The 16,535-nt window shown below is 44.6% G+C and carries 22 protein-coding genes; 14 read left to right on the forward strand and 8 right to left on the reverse strand.

Features of this window, described 5'->3' with window-relative positions; all coding sequences use genetic code 11:
- The first annotated feature begins 104 nt into the window (after positions 1 to 104).
- The 7 genes from ICN47_RS00635 to ICN47_RS00665 all read left to right on the forward strand — a co-directional run bounded on the left by ICN47_RS00635 (position 105) and on the right by ICN47_RS00665 (position 5,951).
- Positions 105 to 440, forward strand: a complete 336-nt coding sequence (locus ICN47_RS00635; RefSeq protein WP_216217993.1) for a BON domain-containing protein — start codon at positions 105 to 107, stop codon at positions 438 to 440.
- A gap of 67 nt (positions 441 to 507) precedes the next feature.
- Positions 508 to 684, forward strand: coding sequence for a CsbD family protein (locus tag ICN47_RS00640; RefSeq protein WP_216217994.1), 177 nt, complete (start codon positions 508 to 510; stop codon positions 682 to 684).
- A gap of 213 nt (positions 685 to 897) precedes the next feature.
- Positions 898 to 2,166, forward strand: a complete 1,269-nt coding sequence (locus ICN47_RS00645) for an NRAMP family divalent metal transporter (protein ID WP_216217995.1) — start codon at positions 898 to 900, stop codon at positions 2,164 to 2,166.
- A 43-nt stretch (positions 2,167 to 2,209) separates the two neighbouring features.
- A complete protein-coding gene (locus ICN47_RS00650; protein ID WP_216217996.1) occupies positions 2,210 to 2,962 on the forward strand; it encodes a class I SAM-dependent methyltransferase in 753 nt (250 codons plus the stop codon).
- A 33-nt stretch (positions 2,963 to 2,995) separates the two neighbouring features.
- Complete coding sequence (locus ICN47_RS00655; protein ID WP_216217997.1) at positions 2,996 to 4,030, forward strand: alpha/beta fold hydrolase; 1,035 nt, start codon at positions 2,996 to 2,998, stop codon at positions 4,028 to 4,030.
- A gap of 115 nt (positions 4,031 to 4,145) precedes the next feature.
- On the forward strand, positions 4,146 to 5,111 hold the full coding sequence (locus ICN47_RS00660; RefSeq protein WP_216217998.1) for a dienelactone hydrolase family protein: 966 nt from the start codon (positions 4,146 to 4,148) through the stop codon (positions 5,109 to 5,111).
- Positions 5,112 to 5,144: 33 nt separating this feature from the next.
- Positions 5,145 to 5,951 carry a hypothetical protein gene (locus tag ICN47_RS00665; protein WP_216217999.1) on the forward strand — a complete coding sequence of 269 codons (807 nt, stop codon included), beginning with the start codon at positions 5,145 to 5,147 and terminating at the stop codon, positions 5,949 to 5,951.
- A 5-nt stretch (positions 5,952 to 5,956) separates the two neighbouring features.
- On the opposite strand, the gene ICN47_RS00670 is transcribed toward ICN47_RS00665, so the two are convergent.
- Positions 5,957 to 6,664: a hypothetical protein gene (locus ICN47_RS00670; protein WP_216218000.1), complete on the reverse strand. Its 708-nt coding sequence runs from the start codon at positions 6,662 to 6,664 to the stop codon at positions 5,957 to 5,959.
- Between the two features lie 112 nt (positions 6,665 to 6,776).
- Here ICN47_RS00670 and ICN47_RS00675 point away from each other — a divergent pair, with 112 nt between their 5' ends.
- On the forward strand, positions 6,777 to 7,010 hold the full coding sequence (locus ICN47_RS00675) for a hypothetical protein (protein ID WP_255538864.1): 234 nt from the start codon (positions 6,777 to 6,779) through the stop codon (positions 7,008 to 7,010).
- A gap of 20 nt (positions 7,011 to 7,030) precedes the next feature.
- Here ICN47_RS00675 and ICN47_RS00680 read toward each other — a convergent pair whose 3' ends face one another.
- On the reverse strand, positions 7,031 to 7,909 hold the full coding sequence (locus tag ICN47_RS00680; RefSeq protein ID WP_216218001.1) for a hypothetical protein: 879 nt from the start codon (positions 7,907 to 7,909) through the stop codon (positions 7,031 to 7,033).
- 217 nt (positions 7,910 to 8,126) lie between these two features.
- Between ICN47_RS00680 and ICN47_RS00685 the strand changes: the two genes are divergently transcribed.
- Complete coding sequence (locus tag ICN47_RS00685) at positions 8,127 to 8,351, forward strand: YdcH family protein (protein ID WP_216218002.1); 225 nt, start codon at positions 8,127 to 8,129, stop codon at positions 8,349 to 8,351.
- A 3-nt stretch (positions 8,352 to 8,354) separates the two neighbouring features.
- On the opposite strand, the gene ICN47_RS00690 is transcribed toward ICN47_RS00685, so the two are convergent.
- The 4 genes from ICN47_RS00690 to ICN47_RS00705 are packed head-to-tail and all read right to left on the reverse strand — an operon-like array spanning position 8,355 to position 9,564.
- Complete coding sequence (locus ICN47_RS00690) at positions 8,355 to 8,696, reverse strand: zinc ribbon domain-containing protein YjdM (RefSeq protein ID WP_216218003.1); 342 nt, start codon at positions 8,694 to 8,696, stop codon at positions 8,355 to 8,357.
- 9 nt (positions 8,697 to 8,705) lie between these two features.
- A complete protein-coding gene (locus ICN47_RS00695) occupies positions 8,706 to 9,056 on the reverse strand; it encodes a phage holin family protein (RefSeq protein ID WP_216218273.1) in 351 nt (116 codons plus the stop codon).
- Between the two features lie 59 nt (positions 9,057 to 9,115).
- Complete coding sequence (locus tag ICN47_RS00700) at positions 9,116 to 9,319, reverse strand: SlyX family protein (RefSeq protein WP_216218004.1); 204 nt, start codon at positions 9,317 to 9,319, stop codon at positions 9,116 to 9,118.
- A 26-nt stretch (positions 9,320 to 9,345) separates the two neighbouring features.
- Positions 9,346 to 9,564 (reverse strand): hypothetical protein, encoded by a 219-nt coding sequence (locus tag ICN47_RS00705; RefSeq protein ID WP_216218005.1) that lies wholly within the window; start codon positions 9,562 to 9,564, stop codon positions 9,346 to 9,348.
- A gap of 33 nt (positions 9,565 to 9,597) precedes the next feature.
- Between ICN47_RS00705 and ICN47_RS00710 the strand changes: the two genes are divergently transcribed.
- Complete coding sequence (locus tag ICN47_RS00710; RefSeq protein ID WP_216218006.1) at positions 9,598 to 10,596, forward strand: LLM class flavin-dependent oxidoreductase; 999 nt, start codon at positions 9,598 to 9,600, stop codon at positions 10,594 to 10,596.
- Here ICN47_RS00710 and ICN47_RS00715 read toward each other — a convergent pair.
- Entirely contained in the window at positions 10,591 to 11,001 is a 411-nt protein-coding gene (locus ICN47_RS00715) for a putative toxin-antitoxin system toxin component, PIN family (RefSeq protein WP_216218007.1), read from the reverse strand. The two genes, ICN47_RS00710 and ICN47_RS00715, sit on opposite strands and share 6 nt — an antisense overlap.
- A gap of 21 nt (positions 11,002 to 11,022) precedes the next feature.
- Positions 11,023 to 11,571 carry a YaeQ family protein gene (locus ICN47_RS00720; protein ID WP_216218008.1) on the reverse strand — a complete coding sequence of 183 codons (549 nt, stop codon included), beginning with the start codon at positions 11,569 to 11,571 and terminating at the stop codon, positions 11,023 to 11,025.
- A gap of 91 nt (positions 11,572 to 11,662) precedes the next feature.
- Here ICN47_RS00720 and ICN47_RS00725 point away from each other — a divergent pair, with 91 nt between their 5' ends.
- The 4 genes from ICN47_RS00725 to ICN47_RS00740 all read left to right on the forward strand — a co-directional run bounded on the left by ICN47_RS00725 (position 11,663) and on the right by ICN47_RS00740 (position 16,505).
- Entirely contained in the window at positions 11,663 to 12,652 is a 990-nt protein-coding gene (locus ICN47_RS00725; protein ID WP_255538865.1) for a tripartite tricarboxylate transporter substrate binding protein, read from the forward strand.
- 9 nt (positions 12,653 to 12,661) lie between these two features.
- Positions 12,662 to 14,290: an NAD(P)/FAD-dependent oxidoreductase gene (locus ICN47_RS00730; RefSeq protein ID WP_216218009.1), complete on the forward strand. Its 1,629-nt coding sequence runs from the start codon at positions 12,662 to 12,664 to the stop codon at positions 14,288 to 14,290.
- A gap of 6 nt (positions 14,291 to 14,296) precedes the next feature.
- Positions 14,297 to 15,712: an oxygen-independent coproporphyrinogen III oxidase gene (hemN, locus tag ICN47_RS00735; RefSeq protein ID WP_216218010.1), complete on the forward strand. Its 1,416-nt coding sequence runs from the start codon at positions 14,297 to 14,299 to the stop codon at positions 15,710 to 15,712.
- 157 nt (positions 15,713 to 15,869) lie between these two features.
- Positions 15,870 to 16,505 carry an OmpW family protein gene (locus ICN47_RS00740; RefSeq protein WP_216218011.1) on the forward strand — a complete coding sequence of 212 codons (636 nt, stop codon included), beginning with the start codon at positions 15,870 to 15,872 and terminating at the stop codon, positions 16,503 to 16,505.
- Positions 16,506 to 16,535 lie beyond the last annotated feature (30 nt).

The following is a 16,535-nucleotide window of genomic DNA, read 5'->3' on the forward strand; positions in this document are numbered from 1 at the left end:
TCTGATAGCGAACATGAAATTAAATACTTCAGGAATACGCTTAAGCCTTGCATAGGGAAATATCGACACCCCAAGTAAGTCGACTACATATATGAAAGAATCAAGTGACCGTACTTAAAAAAATAGCCGCATTAGCATTTTCTAGTATTTTAATTTCACTATCAGCTTGTGCTGCAACAGAAACCAAGGAGAGTACTGGCCAGTATGTCGATAACAGTGTTTTAACTGCCAAGGTTAAAACAGCGATCTTCAATGAACCTACATTAAAGTCTTCGGAAATTACTGTGGAAACCTTTAAGGGGGAAGTCCAGCTCAGCGGCTTTGTCAGTAGTATTGATCAAACTAAAAGAGCTGTTGAAGTAGCTAAGAGTATTCCAGGAGTTACTTCAGTCAAGAACGATATGCGAGTCAAAGGAAGCAATAACCCTTTTTACAAATAAAAAACTATGCAAGAAAAACTTGCGTAAAAGTAGTTCCGCTGTCTAACGCAATACTAAGGAGTTCGCTATGAATAAAGATCAAGTAAAAGGCCGCATTGAAGAGGTTAAAGGCAAGGTAAAAGAGGTTGCTGGTAATGTTGTAGGAAATAAGTCTCTTGAGGCGGAGGGCCTATCTCAAAAAGTAGTTGGAAAGATCCAGGCTGGTTTTGGAGACGCAAAGGATGATTTAAAAAGTAAGCTTTAATTCAGGTTAATTAACGAATTTAACCGCCTTCGGGCGGTTTTTCTTTGATAAACTAATTTAACCGGCCGCATAGATTTATTAGCCAAGATGGCATTTGCTTAAGCGTATTCCACCCCCCCCTTTTTTTTCTTATTCCAAGTGTTGATTGGTTTACTATGGGTTTAAGGTAAACCACTTGGAGATACTTCAAATAATGAGTATTCATTCGCTTTGATGAAGCACTCTCTCTGGAGTCGTATTAAAAACCATCCCCTCTTGAGAGTCGGCCCTGGCCTAGTAACTGGTGTGGCTGATGATGATCCCAGCGGGATTGTTACTTATTCTCAGGCCGGCGCTCAATTTGGCCTCAACATGTTGTGGACGATGCCTATTGCGTATCCTTTGATGGCTGCAATACAAGTTTTATGCGCGCGCCTTGGAAGAGTCACTGGCCATGGCTTGGCATCCAACATCAAAACTACATTTCCACCGGCAGTACTATTTTTGTTGGTACTTCTTTTGCTGATAGCGAATGTACTCAATATTGCTGCTGATATTGCGGCAATGGGTGAAGTGGCAGCATTAGTTACCGGTATTAATTGGCATGTGATGACCGCTTTTTTTGTCGTACTCACTTTAGCCTTACAAATCCTTGTCCCTTACCATCGTTACGTTTATTTCTTAAAGTGGCTCACCTTATCGCTTCTGGCTTATGCAGCTGTATTGTTCACGGTAAGCGTTCCCTGGAGTGAGGTATTTTGGGCCACCCTGATGCCGAGCTTTAAGCTCAACTCAGATGCGGCGGCAATGGTAGTGGGCATCTTTGGTACAACGATTAGTCCTTACCTATTTTTTTGGCAAGCCTCTCAAGAGGTGGAGGATATGAATAGTCGTCACCAGAAAAACTTATTATTAGAAGGTGAGGGCATTGCGCACTCAGAGCTCAAGCGGATTAGCTGGGATACTTGGAGCGGCATGCTGTATTCGAATGTAGCTGCTTATTGCATCATCCTAGCCACAGCTGTCACACTGCACGCCGCAGGAATCACGGATATTAATACTGCAGCCCAAGCAGCTTTTGCCTTAAAGCCCTTGGCTGGAAACTCTGCCTATTTCTTATTCGCAATCGGTATTTTGGGGGTTGGCTTGATTGGTGTTCCAGTATTAGCTGGGTCAGCGGCCTATGCGCTTTCGGAAGTATTTGGCTGGAATGGAAGCCTTGAGCATTCACCACGCCACGCGATTAAGTTTTATATTGTTATTGCACTGAGCGTATTGGGCGCGCTGGGAATACAGTATTCACCAATCAGCCCAATGAAGGCTTTATTTTGGAGTGCCGTGATAAATGGCGTAGTGGCAGTGCCTTTAATGATGGCTATCATGATCCTGGCTTCCAAAAGGTCAGTCATGGGTGACTTTATAGCCAGCAAGTCGATATTGTGTTTAGGGTGGTCTGCCACGATTATTATGGGTATTGCGGCCTTGTTTATGTTTTTTGGCTAAAGTAATTACTGGAATAATTTGAGACCTTGGGAGTCATGTTGGCATGAGTCATCTAACAATTGAACAAATTCATAAGCAAAAAACAGGGAAGGTCAGTGACAAATGGTCTTCTTATCTTCCTTTCTATGATGCGTTATTTGAAAAATATCGCACACAAAAATTAAATCTTTTAGAGATAGGCGTTCAAAATGGCGGATCTTTGGAGACTTGGAAAACCTTTTTTGCTGATGCCAATGTATTAATTGGTTGTGATATCGATGAGCGATGCGCCAATCTTCGTTACGAGGATCCTCGAGTACATGTCATAGTTGGAGATGCAAATCAGCCAGAAACCCACGATCGAATCACCGCTATATGCAAAGACTTTGACATTGTTATCGATGATGGCTCTCATTTATCTAATGATATTTTGAATAGCTTTCTGATCTACTTCCCCCTAGTTAAGCCGGGCGGTTTATTTATAGTAGAAGACGCTCATACCTTGTACTTAAATGATTGGGGAGGGGGAGTGTTAAATGAATTTTCTGCCTATAACTTCTTTAAAAAATTGGTGGATGTCATTAGCATTCAGTTTTGGGGGAATGAACTTCCTCTAGATGTCTATTTCAGAACCTTCTTTGGCTTGGGGCAAATGCCGGCCTTCATAAAGGAAGGTTGGATTGAGTCCATTGAATTTAGAAACTCCATTATTGTCATTAGAAAATCTGCAACTGCTACCCATGAAAAACTCGGCGATAGAATTGTGAGTGGTACAGATGCGATAGTAAATAGCGATATCCTTCAATTCCGTCAATAGCAGATTGCCTAAAATATTTCCCCATCTCCAGAAATGAAAAAAATTCTTCCAGCTCTGCTTGCTGTCATCAGCTCATTCTGTTTTGCAATTGATTATCCCAATCAAAAAGAAGGTGTTTGGATTGCAAAAGATTTCCAGTTTCATACGGGTGAAACTTTAAAAGAAGCCAAGATTGGCTATATCACTTTAGGTGATCCCAGTAATCCCGCTGTACTGATCTTGCATGGCACTGCCGGTACGGCCAAGGGCATGCTCGGAAAAGATTTTGGTGGCGAGCTGTTTCAAGCAGGGCAGCCCTTAGATGCCAACAGCTATTTCATCATCATTCCAGATGCCATTGGTGTCGGTAAATCCAGCAAGCCCTCGGATGGGATGAAGGCGCAATTTCCCCGATATAACTACAGTGATATGGTCCAGGCGCAATACCGCCTTGTTACAGAGGGGCTGGGCATCAAACATCTCAAGCTCGTTTTAGGCAATTCCATGGGCGGAATGCAAACCTGGTTGTGGGGCACCAATTACCCCGGCTATGCTGACTATCTGGCGCCCATGGCCTCCACTCCAAGTGCAATGTCTGGACGCAATTGGATGATGAGGCGCTTTATCTCTGAATCCATTCGTCGCGATCCTACCTGGAATGGTGGAAATTACGAAACACAGCCCAAGAGCGCTCATTTTGCGAGCGTCTTTTATCCCTTTGCTACTAGTGGCGGAAATCAGCACCTACAGTTCTTAGCTCCCAATAGCGAAAAGGCAGATGCCATCGTCAATGAACGACTCAATACCCCTTTATCTATGGACGCTAATGACTTTCTCTATCAATGGGAATCATCGCGGGATTTCAATCCAGGGCCTGATTTAGAAAAGATCAAGGCAAAGGTATTGGTGATTAATTCAGCCGATGATGAAAGAAATCCCCCTGAGCTTGGAATCATGCAAAAAGAGTTAAAGCGCATTAAATCTGCAGAGCTCTATTTAATTCCCGCAAGCGAGCAGACCCTGGGTCATTCAACCACAGGCCAGGCTAAGTGGTGGAAGGATAAGCTGAGTCAATGGATGGCGAAGTAAGTTAGCGCAGTAAGCTGGATTTAGGATTTTTCCTTTAGCTTCGGGTAAGATGTTTTAGCGATATCAATTTATAAAAATAAGTCGTTAATCAATCGTATTTTGGAGACTAAAACTAATGAAGTATTTTCTATTAGCCATTCTGGCGGGCCTATCCTTATCCGCACAAGCTGCTGAGATTGTTTATCCACCTCGCGCAGAAATTTATTCCATTCCAACCCTGACGATCTCCGATAAGCAGTTTTTGCAAGGCGATAAGAATGGTAAGGAAGTTACTGTCAACGGTATTTTACGTTTCCCCCCAAAACCAGTCAGTCAAAAAATCCCGGTGATCTTTTTGATTCACGGCTCAAGTGGCATGGGGGCTAATGTGGAGTATTGGTCAAATCACTTTTTAGGTGAGGGCTATGCCACTTTTAGTCTAGATGGCTTTACTGGAAGAGGTTTAACGGTAGTGGGGCCAAATCAGGCTTTGCTAGGTAGACTAAATCTGATTCTTGACAGTTATAAGGCTATGGAGATTTTGGCCAAGCATCCGCGCTTAGATTCCAGCAAATTTGTCATGATGGGATTCTCGAGAGGGGGTCAGGCAACTTTGTTTGCCAGTGTCGAGCGCTTTAATAAGCAGTGGAATAAGAGCGGCACGGTATTTGCAGCGCACATTCCCTTTTATGCCGACTGTGTCACCAGTTACATCGGTGATGATAAGACCACAGGTAAGCCGATCCAGTTACATCATGGTAAAGCGGATGATTACAACCCTATTGGCGCCTGCAAGACCTACGTCAATAAGTTAAAAGCTGCCAAGCAAAATGTGGAATTGTTTGAGTATGACTTTGGACCTCATGCCTTTGATTCTCCGCTGGGAACTGTACCGCCAGTGATTTCTAAAAATGCGCAAACAGTGAGAGCTTGCACCATTGTCGAAAAGACAGAAGGACTCTTAATTAACACCCAAACCAATCAAGAGTTTCAATATTCTGATGCGTGTGTGCAGTTAGACCCCCACGTTGGGCGTGATGATGACGCTACTCAAAAATCGACGCGTGAGATTGATGGCTTTTTGGCAAAACTCTTTAAATAATCTATCAAGAACAATACATTTTTTAGGAACGCTATGAAAATCACTAAATTATTAGGCCTCGCATTATGTTTGCTGCTTGTGCAAGGTATTTCTCTTGCGCAGCAAAAGCCAACTGTTCAAAGCTATCCCAAGGATGCGCCTAAATCAGTCGCCTTTATAGGTAATAGCTTTTTCTATTTCAATAACGGGATTATTAGCAACCTCGGGCCAATGGTTGCCGAAGGCATGAAAGGTGCTCCACTACGTCAAAGCATGATTACGATCAGTGGTTCGGGCTTTGATTGGCATGACGTGGATTCTTATTTCCGTCCTAATGCCATTGGGAAGTACTCCTTTGATGCGCAAAACAATGTGGTCATGAATCCTGCGCAGAAACCCTTGTTTGATGCGGCGATCTTGATGGACTGCAGTCAGTGCCCCATTCATCCGCAAATGAAATCCGTTTTTACAGAGTATGCAAAGAAGCACAGTGATACGGTAAAGCGTCATGGCTCAGTACCAGTCTTCTTCATGTCATGGGCTTATAAAGATAAGCCTGAAATGACGATTCCTCTGGCAGATGCTTATACCGCTGCTGGTAATGAGAATGGGGTCTTGGTAATTCCAGTTGGGTTAGCGTTTGCCAAATCCATCGCTTCAAAGCCTGACTTGGAGTTGTATGCCCCTGATAAACGCCACCCTAGTGTGGCTGGAACCTATCTGTCAGCTGCAACCACTTATGCAACGCTCTTTAATCAATCACCGGTTGGTCTTAAATATAACGCGGGCTTAAGCCCTGAAGTTGCTTTGTATTTACAGCAAGTGGCCTACGATACTGTTAAGGAATATCAAAAGCGTTAAACGTTTTAAAAGGCGATAGCTGCTATTAGTTTAATAACCCAGTTATCGCTATTTAAGTTGGTTCCCTTGCCCACACCAAAGTTGATCGTTGACTTATCAATTTTGGTGTCCACTACCAGGTAAGCCGTATTAAAGCGTTGAGAGACGGGGAAAGAGTTAGTGGTATTGCTCATTTCACTGTAATACTCTGCGCCCAAGGAGGTGTGGGGTGTTACTGAGTAGGCAATTTTTCCCGTGGGGGCAAAGGCGACACCACCACTTTTATTCAGCCCAAAGTCGATTGATGGGTTGATGGTAAAGCGCCATTGTTGTAGTTGTACCGCAAGAATGGGCGTCATTTCCCAAAAGAGTTGGTTCTCGGTACCAATATCTTTGAGGTAGATAAGTTCATTTTTAATGCCGTAATGAAAAATGCCATCCTCTTCATGGGTGGGAACATACATTTGACTGAGCTTGCCGCCATTAACGTAAGAAACGCCGTTGTAATTACTGAGAAAGATATTGGCGCCAATTTCATTTCCTTGCACAATGCCATAGGCATATTCAAGTCTGGTTTGAAACACATCGGATTTGATCCCCTGCGCTGCACTGGCCTGGAAAAGATTGGTTTCAATCTCGTAACTTGACTCATGCAGCTCCGCAATAAGCTCGTCATGGATCTTGATCTCAAAGGGGGCTGCCCACAGACTTTTACTAAAGAAGCACAAAGTCAAGAGAGCCCCTAGCGCTAAAAACAAAGGTCTAGAATAGGGTCTACTGATGAATATATGGGGATGCTGCATGATGTTTAATCAAGTCGGCTTAATACGCTACAGTCTATTAATAATGTCAGCCTGCATTATACTGGCTTGCTCTACGCCGCCTTCTGAGTTTAGGGTTTATCAACAGTCAGATGGAACTATTGGATTGCATGTTCCCAAAACCGCTAATGAAGCAGAGACGCATGAAGTAGCTGAGGCGGAATGCAAGAAGTTAGGAAAGCGGACTGCTACTTTGGTTGACAGTCGAAAGACTGTCAATGACCGCTTTCCTATGTCCTATACCTACCTCTGTAGGTGAGGACAAGATTGCTTAATGAATTAACTCAGCAACCACTTTTTGATAGATTTGTTTACGCACATTGCATCTAATGCCAAGCCAAAGAATTCAGAGCCGTTGGTGACCATGCTCTCAATTGCCTCAACCTTGCCAGACTTAATACCACGTAAATAAGTAGCAGCGCGGTAGCGTAAGAAATGCTCTGTTTTGCCTTCTTCATTCTCAGTAGAGCAGAGTTCTAAGCTGCCATAACGGGTTTCTGGATTGATATTCAGAATCGCTAGGCCTAGGGCTCCGATCAAATTGTCTGGAACGGAGATAGGGACGTAGGAGTAGAGCGATATCAACATCTCTTCTTCATCTACTTCAATGATGTGATCGATCTCAAATACATCTTTTTCAGTGAGTTCAGTTTCCCCTGAATCGCCACCACCAAAAGTAGATTCAAACTGCAACATCGCAGTGTTGCTGCCTTTGGAGATTTCGATCATGTCAGGATAACCAAGCAAACCTTTCCACCAATACATCAGGGAGAAAGTGCAAGGCTTTACTTCTACCAAACCTTTTTTAGTGGATTTTGCAAAATACAGACCGTAGAACTCATCGTCTTGCTCGAGTCCGTATTGGTCTACCTTTGGTGATTTAGCAGAAGATTTTTTAACTACCTTCTTGCTTACTTTCTTAGCTGCTGGTTTCTTAGTTGCTGGCTTTTTAGCAGGAGCTTTCTTAACAGCTACTTTTTTTGCTACAAGCTTTTTGGCAACGGTTTTTTTAGCTGCTGGTTTTTTCACTACCTTTTTTACTGTCTTTTTGGCAGCTACTTTTTTAGTAGCAACTTTCTTGACCGCTTTTTTTGCAGGGGCTTTTTTTACCACCTTAGTAGCTACTTTCTTTTTTGCTGGTGACTTCTTTGTAGCCATGGTTTATTACCCTTCTTTTCATTTAGTAGTGCTTAGTGCACCTATCGATATTACTGCAATTTCTATCAAGAAATCCTCATTCCCATATGGGGTTTTTCCTGCTCATTACAAGGGGTGGGGAGCAATTAAATTTCTCATGAAATCCATTGTTCTGTGGACTGCGGCTTGATAAACTAAAAACGTGCAGTTTTGATTAACTTCAATGAAAAGAGCGTCTATGTTTCCTGAATATCGTGAACTCATCACCCAGCTAAAAACCTCAGATCGTCATTTTTCTCATTTATTCGATAAGCACAACAATTTAGATCAAAAGATTTTACGTATGGAGGCGCATTCAGAGCCCAGTACCCCTGAGCAAATAGAGATCCTCAAGAAGGAAAAACTCCTCTTGAAGGATCAAATCTACGCTGTTCTGAAAAAGGCGAGCGCCGAGGAAGACTAGGAACTAGGCCTTCTTCAAGAAGCAGGCTTTGAGCAACATGCTGCCTGCTTCTGTTTTGCAATCGACTTCATGATCGCCGGGCACTAGGCGGATTCCCTTAATCTTGGAGCCGACCTTAAGGGTGGTGGACGAGCCCTTCACCTTTAGATCTTTGATTAAAGTAACCGTATCGCCATCTGCCAGAAGGTTGCCATTGGCATCTTTGACAATCAGCCCAGTCTCTTCCTCAATAACTGCTCCCGCTATAGGCCATTCATGGCCACATTGTGCGCAAACATAATTGTCGCCATCGGGATAGGTCATATCCTCCTGACAAGCGGGGCATTTAGGGAGACTCTCGCTCATTGAGTCAGCTTAAGCAATGATGCTCACAACAAAGAGGCTAAATAAAGAAATGAAGATGCTGGCAAAGAATGCGGTCCAGAAGCTTGAAATCGTAAAGCCACTCACCACTGCAGAAACTAACATCAATACCAAAGCGTTAATGACCAAAAGGAATAATCCCATCGTGACCACGGTTAACGGCAAGGTAAAGAGAATGAGCAATGGCTTCACAATGGCATTGGCAAAGCCGAGAAGCAGGGCAGCAATGATGAGTGAGCCGCCGTCAGCAAATCGTAGGCCGCTAAAAATATAGCTAGCAACCCACAGCGATAAAGAGGTTAAGCCCCACTGAACGATAAAAGGTGTTAAGTTGCCCATGATTTGGTCCTTTAGGTGAAGTGAAAAATGACTGCTTCTACAGTATGAATCTTATCAGTCGCCTAGTAGTGCGGCGGGATTTCATCTTTTAAGCTACCCGAGCCACCGCTACCAGCTTGTTCCTTGACTGCTTTGAGCTCTCGATACAGAAACTCAATTTGCTGTTGTTGTTTGTAGACCGTCTCATTGAGCTTTTCAATCAAATCCTCGGTAAAGCTGAGTTTGATCTCTAAATTGGTGATTCTGTCTTCGCTGGGGTTGCTCATTTGGGGTTCCTATTTCTCTTATCTTATTACTCAATGAGCTCAAAACGCCCATCTTCCATTTCTGCCTGGGGTCGGATCCAAAAATCATGTGATTGCATAGATTCATATACGTATGCAGGCTCTAGAGTAGCTTCGACATTGGCCAAAAAGACGACTTTATAGAATCCACCGGTCTTAATGTGCTTAAGTTTGGCGCCGGGCTTAAAGAGCCCTGCATCAGGATCTGCCATTTTAGGTTTGCTCATGATAAAAAACGACTTTCTCAGTATGATCTGGTAATGGCCAATCCCATCCCGTACTCCATTCTAGATATATCTCCCATTCCACAGGGATTTACTGCAGGAGACGCCTTGCGCAACTCATTGGATGTGGCGCAGCATGCGGAGAAGTGGGGTTACACACGCTACTGGGTCGCTGAGCACCACAATATGACGGGTAATGCGAGTTCAGCCACAGCAGTGTTAGTGGGGTATCTAGCGGGCGGCACTAAAACGATCCGTGTGGGCTCAGGCGGGGTCATGCTGCCTAACCATGCGCCACTCGTGATCGCAGAGCAGTTTGGCACCTTAGCCTCCATCTACCCTGGACGAATTGATTTGGGCTTAGGGCGTGCTCCCGGTACTGATCAAATGACGGCTCGCGCTCTGCGCAGAGATTTATTGGGAAGCGACGACCGCTTTCCGCAAGACGTGAGAGAGTTACAGCATTACTTCGGGCCAATTTTGGAGGGACAAGCAGTCAAAGCTATTCCAGGTGCAAATACTGAAGTGCCGATTTGGATCTTGGGCTCTAGTTTATATGGCGCACAACTGGCTGCACACTTTGGCTTACCTTATGCATTTGCATCCCACTTTGCTCCAGAGCAACTATTAGAGGCGATGAAGATCTATCGTGAGCTCTTTAAGCCATCAGATAAGTTAGATAAACCCTATTCTGCTTTTGTAATGAATGTTGTTGCTGCAGATACGGATGAAGAAGCGCAACATCTATTTACTACCCTACAGCAAAATGTCATTCGGATGCGTCGCAATACTCGCGGACCGCTACCGCCGCCAATCAAAGATATTGATGATTTTTGTGAGCCCTATGAAAAAGCAACGGCATCACATGCCTTGCAGGTCTCTGCAGTTGGATCTCTAGAAACGGTAAGAAAGACAATGCGCCATTGGTTAGATCTGACTGGCGCCAGTGAATTGGTCGTAACAGGCCAGATCTTTGATCATCAGGCGCGTTTGAAGTCTTTTGAAATCGCCGCTCAAGCAGCGCAAGGGCTATAAGCAGTTGTAGTCTGCAGTAATCTGTACACCTTCTTTTGCCGCGCCACTGGCTAATTTCAATACTTCATTATCTTTGCTAATCAAGATACAAGGCTTACAGGTAAAGGCTAGATCCAAAAAGATTTGGTCATCCATGTCCCGGCATTGCCAGGGAGCAGCAATAATCTTTTGATCCTCAATAATGCGAGCCAGTGATTGCCATTCTTGGACTAGCCTTTCTTGAGCATCTTGCTCTAATGAAAAGAGTGGGCGCGAGATCACATCGGCAAATTCTTCTAATGTTTGACGGCTAGCGAGAGCATCTAATTGCTTCTCTGCCAATGCTTGTTTGATATGAAGTGCCCTAAAGTCGTTGAAGATAAAAAGATCTAGCAAGACATTGGTATCAAAAATGACGGTCTTCATTGCACTTCTTTGCAATTTGATTTAGGTGGATTGATTGCGCCAGATCTCTGGGGTAATCGTCACTTGACCTTGATCGGATGAAACGTAGGCTTCCCCATCTTGAATATTCACATGCAGGACCATGCTGCGCTCAACCAATTTATTGAGTTCACGAGCTTGCTCGGCTGGAATGGAGATGATTTGGAGATTTTTTGCTCTAGTGAGCTTATTAGCAATGCCGTCCCACCAAATTTTGCTAGTGTGTCCACCATAGCAATACACAACCACTTGATCCGATCTACCGCATGCTTTGAGAATGCGGCGCTCGTCTGGCTGACCTATTTCAATCCACAATTTAATCGAATCGGTGAGATCTTTGATCCATAAATCAGGTTCATCGGTATCGCTCAGGCCCTTCGTAAAGGCCAAATCTTCGTGGGCCTGTAAGACAAAAGCAATGATCCGGACCATCATCCGTTCTTCAGTTTCAGAGGGGTGCTTGGCGATGGTTAGCGAGTGGCTGCCATAGTAGTGACGGTCTGAATCGGCGACGTGAAGGTCGGCTTTGTGGATAGTTGCGCGTAGAGCCATGGCGCATTATCGCCTTTTACCGAAAATACAGAGGGATTTGCCATATTCCCAGTATCATTTTAGGAATTTGTTTAACTCCCTGGAGTATTTGATGAAGCTCGGTCCTATGAAGAAAATGCGCTTTTCTGTCAGTATTTTCGGGGGTCTACTACTGGCCTGCTTTTTCCATTTATCAGCTGCAGCAGCTCCATGGCCAACAAAGCCGATCAAAATCATCGTCCCATTTTCTCCAGGCAGTGTTCAAGACGCCTTAGCGCGTTCATTTTCAAATGAGCTTGGGGTTGCGTTAGGTGAGACCGTTTTAGTAGAAAACAAAGCTGGAGCAGGGGGCACGGTAGGTACTGGAATCGTGGCGAAGTCACCAGCTGACGGCTATACCTTTGTGATGGCAGCAGCAAGCCACAACATCAATGGCACTTTATTTCCAAAACTCAGCTTTGACCCACAAAAAGATTTCACGGCAGCCGCATACATCGGCACTAGCAGCTACGTCATGATGACAAACTCGGAGTTCCCTGCAAAGAACGTGGCTGAATTCATCGCATTAGCAAAAGCCAAGCCGGGACAATATAACTACGCGAGCGCTGGCAATGGCAGTGCCTCCCATTTAGCCATGGCCTACTTTGATAGCATGGCCGGAATTGATTTGGTACACGTACCCACCAAGGGAACCGGTGATGCGATTACTGAGCTCTTGGCGGGGCGCGCTCAAGCAGTCATTGCTGCCAATGTGGCTGCATTGCCTTTCGCAAATGATTCACGCATTCGCTTTCTCGGGGTTTCATCTGAAAAGCCTTCCCCATTTGTGCCAGGCGTTGCACCTATTGGCAATACGGTAAAGGGTTATGTATTTGATAGCTGGTTCGGATTGCTAGCACCAGTAGGCACGCCTAAGGAAGTGATTAATAAAGTTTCAGCAGAGATGACTAAGCTATTAAAGCAACCTGACATTATTGAGCGTATGCGTCGCCAAGGCATTGAGATTGGCGCCTTGACGCCAGCAGAATTTAATCAGTTGTTAGCAAAAGATTTTGATCGTATGGCTAACGTTGTGAAGAGCTCGGGAGCCAAGGCTGAGTAAGTCGTCCACATGATTCGCATTACTGAACTACGTTTACCCATTAGCCATCCGCCGCAAGCGCTTGAGGAAGGCATTCTCAAGCGCTTAGGCTTATCTGCAAAAGATTTGATTGCGTTTGATATCTTTAAGCGTAGCTATGACGCTAGGACAAATGTAGCGCTTGCGTTTATCTATACCATTGACTGTTCCGTCAAGGATGAAGATAGCTTACTTAAGAAGTTTGCGAATGATATTCATATTAGGCCATCCCCAGATACGAGTTATCACTTTGTAGCAAAGGCCCCCGAATCGATTCTGAATGGTGACGTGTTACGCCCAGTCGTCATTGGCTTTGGCCCTTGCGGAATTTTTGCCGCCTTAGTGCTAGCGCAAATGGGCTTTAAGCCGATTGTCTTAGAGCGTGGCAAGCCCGTACGTGAACGCACTCAAGATACCTGGGGTCTGTGGCGTAAAAATATTCTCAATCCAGAGTCGAATGTGCAATTCGGAGAGGGTGGAGCAGGGACATTCTCGGATGGCAAGCTCTACAGCCAAATTAAAGATCCCAAATTTTATGGCCGCAAGGTCATTGCAGAATTTATCAAAGCAGGTGCGCCCGAAGAAATTCGCTATGTTGCCAAACCCCATATCGGCACCTTCCGTTTAGTTGGGGTAGTAGAAAAGATTCGCCAACAAATTATTGAGTTAGGCGGTGAAATTCGTTTCTCTCAAAAAGTCGTAGGCTTTGATATTGAAAATGATCAGATCACAGGTATCAAGATTGAGAATCAACCTGATTTAGCCGCTAATCATGTGATCCTGGCGCTTGGACATAGTGCACGCGATACTTTTAAAGCGCTTCATGAAGCAGGCGTCTTTATGGAAGCCAAGCCTTTCTCGGTGGGCTTTCGGATTGAGCATCCTCAATCATTAATTGATAAGGCGCGCCTAGGACCGCATGCTGGAAATGAATTAATCGGCGCCGCTGATTACAAATTAGTGCATCACGCAAAAAATGGCCGCTCGGTGTATAGCTTCTGTATGTGTCCAGGTGGTACTGTAGTAGCCGCGACATCAGAGCCAAACCGCGTGGTTACTAATGGGATGAGCCAATACTCGCGTAATGAGCGTAATGCTAATGCAGGCATTGTTGTGGGCATAACGCCAGAGGATTACCCTGGTGGCCCGTTAGCTGGGATCGAGTTCCAACGCGCTTTGGAATCTAAGGCCTATGAACTTGGTGGGCGCACCTATGAGGCCCCCGGACAATTAGTGGGTGATTTTTTAGAAGGTAAGCCGTCAACTGAATTTGGTAGCGTGATGCCCTCCTATAAACCGGGTGTCCATCTCACGGATTTAGCGCAAAGTTTGCCAGACTATGCCATTGAGGCAATTCGGGAGGCCATTCCTGCTTTTGAGAAGCAAATCAAAGGCTTCTCGATGAAAGACGCTGTCTTAACTGGAATTGAAACTCGCACCTCTTCGCCACTGCGCATTACTCGGGGGCCCAACTTTCAGAGTTTGAATATTAAAGGTCTTTATCCAGCAGGTGAGGGTGCTGGCTATGCAGGCGGCATCTTGTCGGCAGGTGTTGATGGGATTAAAGTAGCAGAAGCACTTGCGCTTGATTACTGCTCAAAACAATCATCATCCATATAGCTACTTATGAACTCAGCAGTCATTCTTCCGTCAGTACCTGAAAAAGAAGTCTTGTTTCATCCAGAGTTGCTGCAAAAGTTCGATATCAATGGACCGCGCTATACCTCTTATCCAAGCGCTGATCGCTTCCATAACGCGTTTGCAGAGGCTGACTATCTAGGAGCACTCAAGCGAGTGGCAGGCGCTCATGAGCCACTCTCGCTTTATTTTCATCTGCCTTTTTGCCCCAATATTTGTTATTACTGTGGCTGCAATAAGATCATTACAAAAGATCACGGCCGTAGTGCCAAATACATTAAGTATTTAGCTAAAGAGATGGCAATGGTCTGTGCTGCGATGGGCGCCACGAAAAAGATTCCGATTACCCAACTACATTGGGGTGGTGGTACACCTACTTTTTTATCTCATGAAGAGATGACAGAATTAATGCATCACACTCGCACGTATTTTGAATTACTCCCTGGTGGTGAGTACTCGATTGAAATTGATCCGCGACGTGTGACAGAAGACGATATTGCCTTACTGGCGGAGCTGGGCTTCAATCGCATTAGTTTAGGTGTTCAAGATTTCAACTTAGCAGTGCAAGAAGCAGTGCATCGAGTGCAGACGATTGAAGAAACTCAAGCTGTGATGGATTGGTCCAGAAAGTATGGCTTTAAGTCTAGAAGCGTAGACCTGATCTATGGTTTGCCAAAGCAGACCCCAGCCACTTTTAAAGAAACAGTGGATACCGTTTTAAAGATGAATCCCGATCGCCTCTCGGTTTATAACTATGCACACTTACCGCATATCTTTAAGCCCCAGCGCCGTATTTCAGAGGCGGACCTTCCGCCAGCTGCAGACAAGCTCGATATTCTCTCCAATACGATTGAGCGCCTAGGCGAAGCAGGTTATGTCTTTATTGGCATGGATCACTTTGCCAAACCAGATGATGAGTTAGCGATCGCGCAGAAGGAAGGCAAGCTCCATCGTAATTTCCAGGGTTACTCGACTCAAGCCGAATGTGATTTATTGGCCTTTGGTATTTCATCAATTGGCAAGGTGGATGATTGCTACTCACAGAATGTGCGTACGCTTGATGAGTATTACGCTGCGATCGATGAAGGACATCTACCAACTTTGCGCGGATTACAACTTGATCAGGATGACTTGCTGCGTCGTGAATTGATTGGTGAGTTGATGTGTCAATTTGCTTTGGATATTGCAGCGTTCGCAAGCGCTCATCAAATTGACTTCAATACCTACTTCAAAGTAGAACTAGAGGAACTCAAAGGTCTTGAAGAAGCAGGACTTTTGGAATGGCAGGGATCCACCTTAGTGGTGCCGATCAAAGGTCGATTATTAGCCAGAAGAGTAGCTATGACATTTGATCGCCACCTGAGAGAATCTCAGGCAAAAGGTACGTACTCTAAGGTTTTGTAGGTCCCGTTTGATCTAGATCAATGATTGCTCAAAACAGTGTTGCTTTTGAGCAAATATAAAATTTGTAAGCATCTTCGATTTGATACACATCAAATTAATTCCTCTAAATCAATTTCAAAATGAACTCATCGAAATTGAAAACAAAAGGGGAATCATCATGCGTATTAAAACTCTCGTAGTGGCAATGGCTGCCGTAGCTTCACTAGCTCCAATCGTATCACAGGCTCAGTCGTCTGAAGACAATCCTTGGATGTTACGTGTACGTGCCGTAGATTTGCTTTGGCAAAATGGGCAAACGAATACACTTTCGACCTTGAATGTGAAGGCAGAGAATCAGGTTATTCCTGAATTTGATATTTCTTATTTCTTTACAAAGAATATTGCCGCTGAGTTGGTCTTAACTTACCCACAGCAAGTGAATATCACAGCAGGCTCTGGCAATACTAGCGTCGGTAAAATTACTGCACTCCCACCATCATTGTTAGTTCAGTATCACTTCACTGAACTAGGTGCCTTCAAGCCATACGTTGGCGTTGGTGTGAATTACACAATTTTCGGTAATCGTCAGAACTTCCCAGCATTAGGTAACTCTGTAACAGTTGATCAATCCAGTCTTGGTGCAGTTGCTCAAATCGGTGCAGACTATATGTTTGATAGAAACTGGGGTGTGAACCTTGATTTGAAATATGCCACAATCAGCACTAATGTGAATACTGTTGCCGGCAACACTAACCTGGGTAAATTAACATTGAATCCATGGATGCCTGCAGTGGGTGTAACTTACAAGTTCTAAGCATTCAGTTCCTAGATCTTGAGATAGGGC

The sequence above is a fragment of the Polynucleobacter sp. AP-Latsch-80-C2 genome, assembly GCF_018882185.1.
Classification (GTDB): Bacteria; Pseudomonadota; Gammaproteobacteria; order Burkholderiales; family Burkholderiaceae; genus Polynucleobacter.

Coding starts and splice junctions, on each gene's coding strand:
- ICN47_RS00710 (WP_216218006.1), top strand. CDS start 9,598: ATGGCCAATCCCATCCCGTACTCCATTCTAGATATATCTCCCATTCCA.
- ICN47_RS00660 (WP_216217998.1), top strand. CDS start 4,146: ATGAAGTATTTTCTATTAGCCATTCTGGCGGGCCTATCCTTATCCGCA.
- ICN47_RS00705 (WP_216218005.1), bottom strand. CDS start 9,564: ATGAGCAAACCTAAAATGGCAGATCCTGATGCAGGGCTCTTTAAGCCC.
- ICN47_RS00720 (WP_216218008.1), bottom strand. CDS start 11,571: ATGGCTCTACGCGCAACTATCCACAAAGCCGACCTTCACGTCGCCGAT.
- ICN47_RS00740 (WP_216218011.1), top strand. CDS start 15,870: ATGCGTATTAAAACTCTCGTAGTGGCAATGGCTGCCGTAGCTTCACTA.
- ICN47_RS00675 (WP_255538864.1), top strand. CDS start 6,777: ATGTCAGCCTGCATTATACTGGCTTGCTCTACGCCGCCTTCTGAGTTT.
- ICN47_RS00680 (WP_216218001.1), bottom strand. CDS start 7,909: ATGGCTACAAAGAAGTCACCAGCAAAAAAGAAAGTAGCTACTAAGGTG.
- ICN47_RS00700 (WP_216218004.1), bottom strand. CDS start 9,319: ATGAGCAACCCCAGCGAAGACAGAATCACCAATTTAGAGATCAAACTC.
- ICN47_RS00715 (WP_216218007.1), bottom strand. CDS start 11,001: ATGAAGACCGTCATTTTTGATACCAATGTCTTGCTAGATCTTTTTATC.
- ICN47_RS00645 (WP_216217995.1), top strand. CDS start 898: ATGAAGCACTCTCTCTGGAGTCGTATTAAAAACCATCCCCTCTTGAGA.
- ICN47_RS00725 (WP_255538865.1), top strand. CDS start 11,663: ATGAAGCTCGGTCCTATGAAGAAAATGCGCTTTTCTGTCAGTATTTTC.
- ICN47_RS00685 (WP_216218002.1), top strand. CDS start 8,127: ATGTTTCCTGAATATCGTGAACTCATCACCCAGCTAAAAACCTCAGAT.
- ICN47_RS00730 (WP_216218009.1), top strand. CDS start 12,662: ATGATTCGCATTACTGAACTACGTTTACCCATTAGCCATCCGCCGCAA.
- ICN47_RS00690 (WP_216218003.1), bottom strand. CDS start 8,696: ATGAGCGAGAGTCTCCCTAAATGCCCCGCTTGTCAGGAGGATATGACC.
- ICN47_RS00640 (WP_216217994.1), top strand. CDS start 508: ATGAATAAAGATCAAGTAAAAGGCCGCATTGAAGAGGTTAAAGGCAAG.
- ICN47_RS00650 (WP_216217996.1), top strand. CDS start 2,210: ATGAGTCATCTAACAATTGAACAAATTCATAAGCAAAAAACAGGGAAG.
- ICN47_RS00655 (WP_216217997.1), top strand. CDS start 2,996: ATGAAAAAAATTCTTCCAGCTCTGCTTGCTGTCATCAGCTCATTCTGT.
- hemN (WP_216218010.1), top strand. CDS start 14,297: ATGAACTCAGCAGTCATTCTTCCGTCAGTACCTGAAAAAGAAGTCTTG.
- ICN47_RS00665 (WP_216217999.1), top strand. CDS start 5,145: ATGAAAATCACTAAATTATTAGGCCTCGCATTATGTTTGCTGCTTGTG.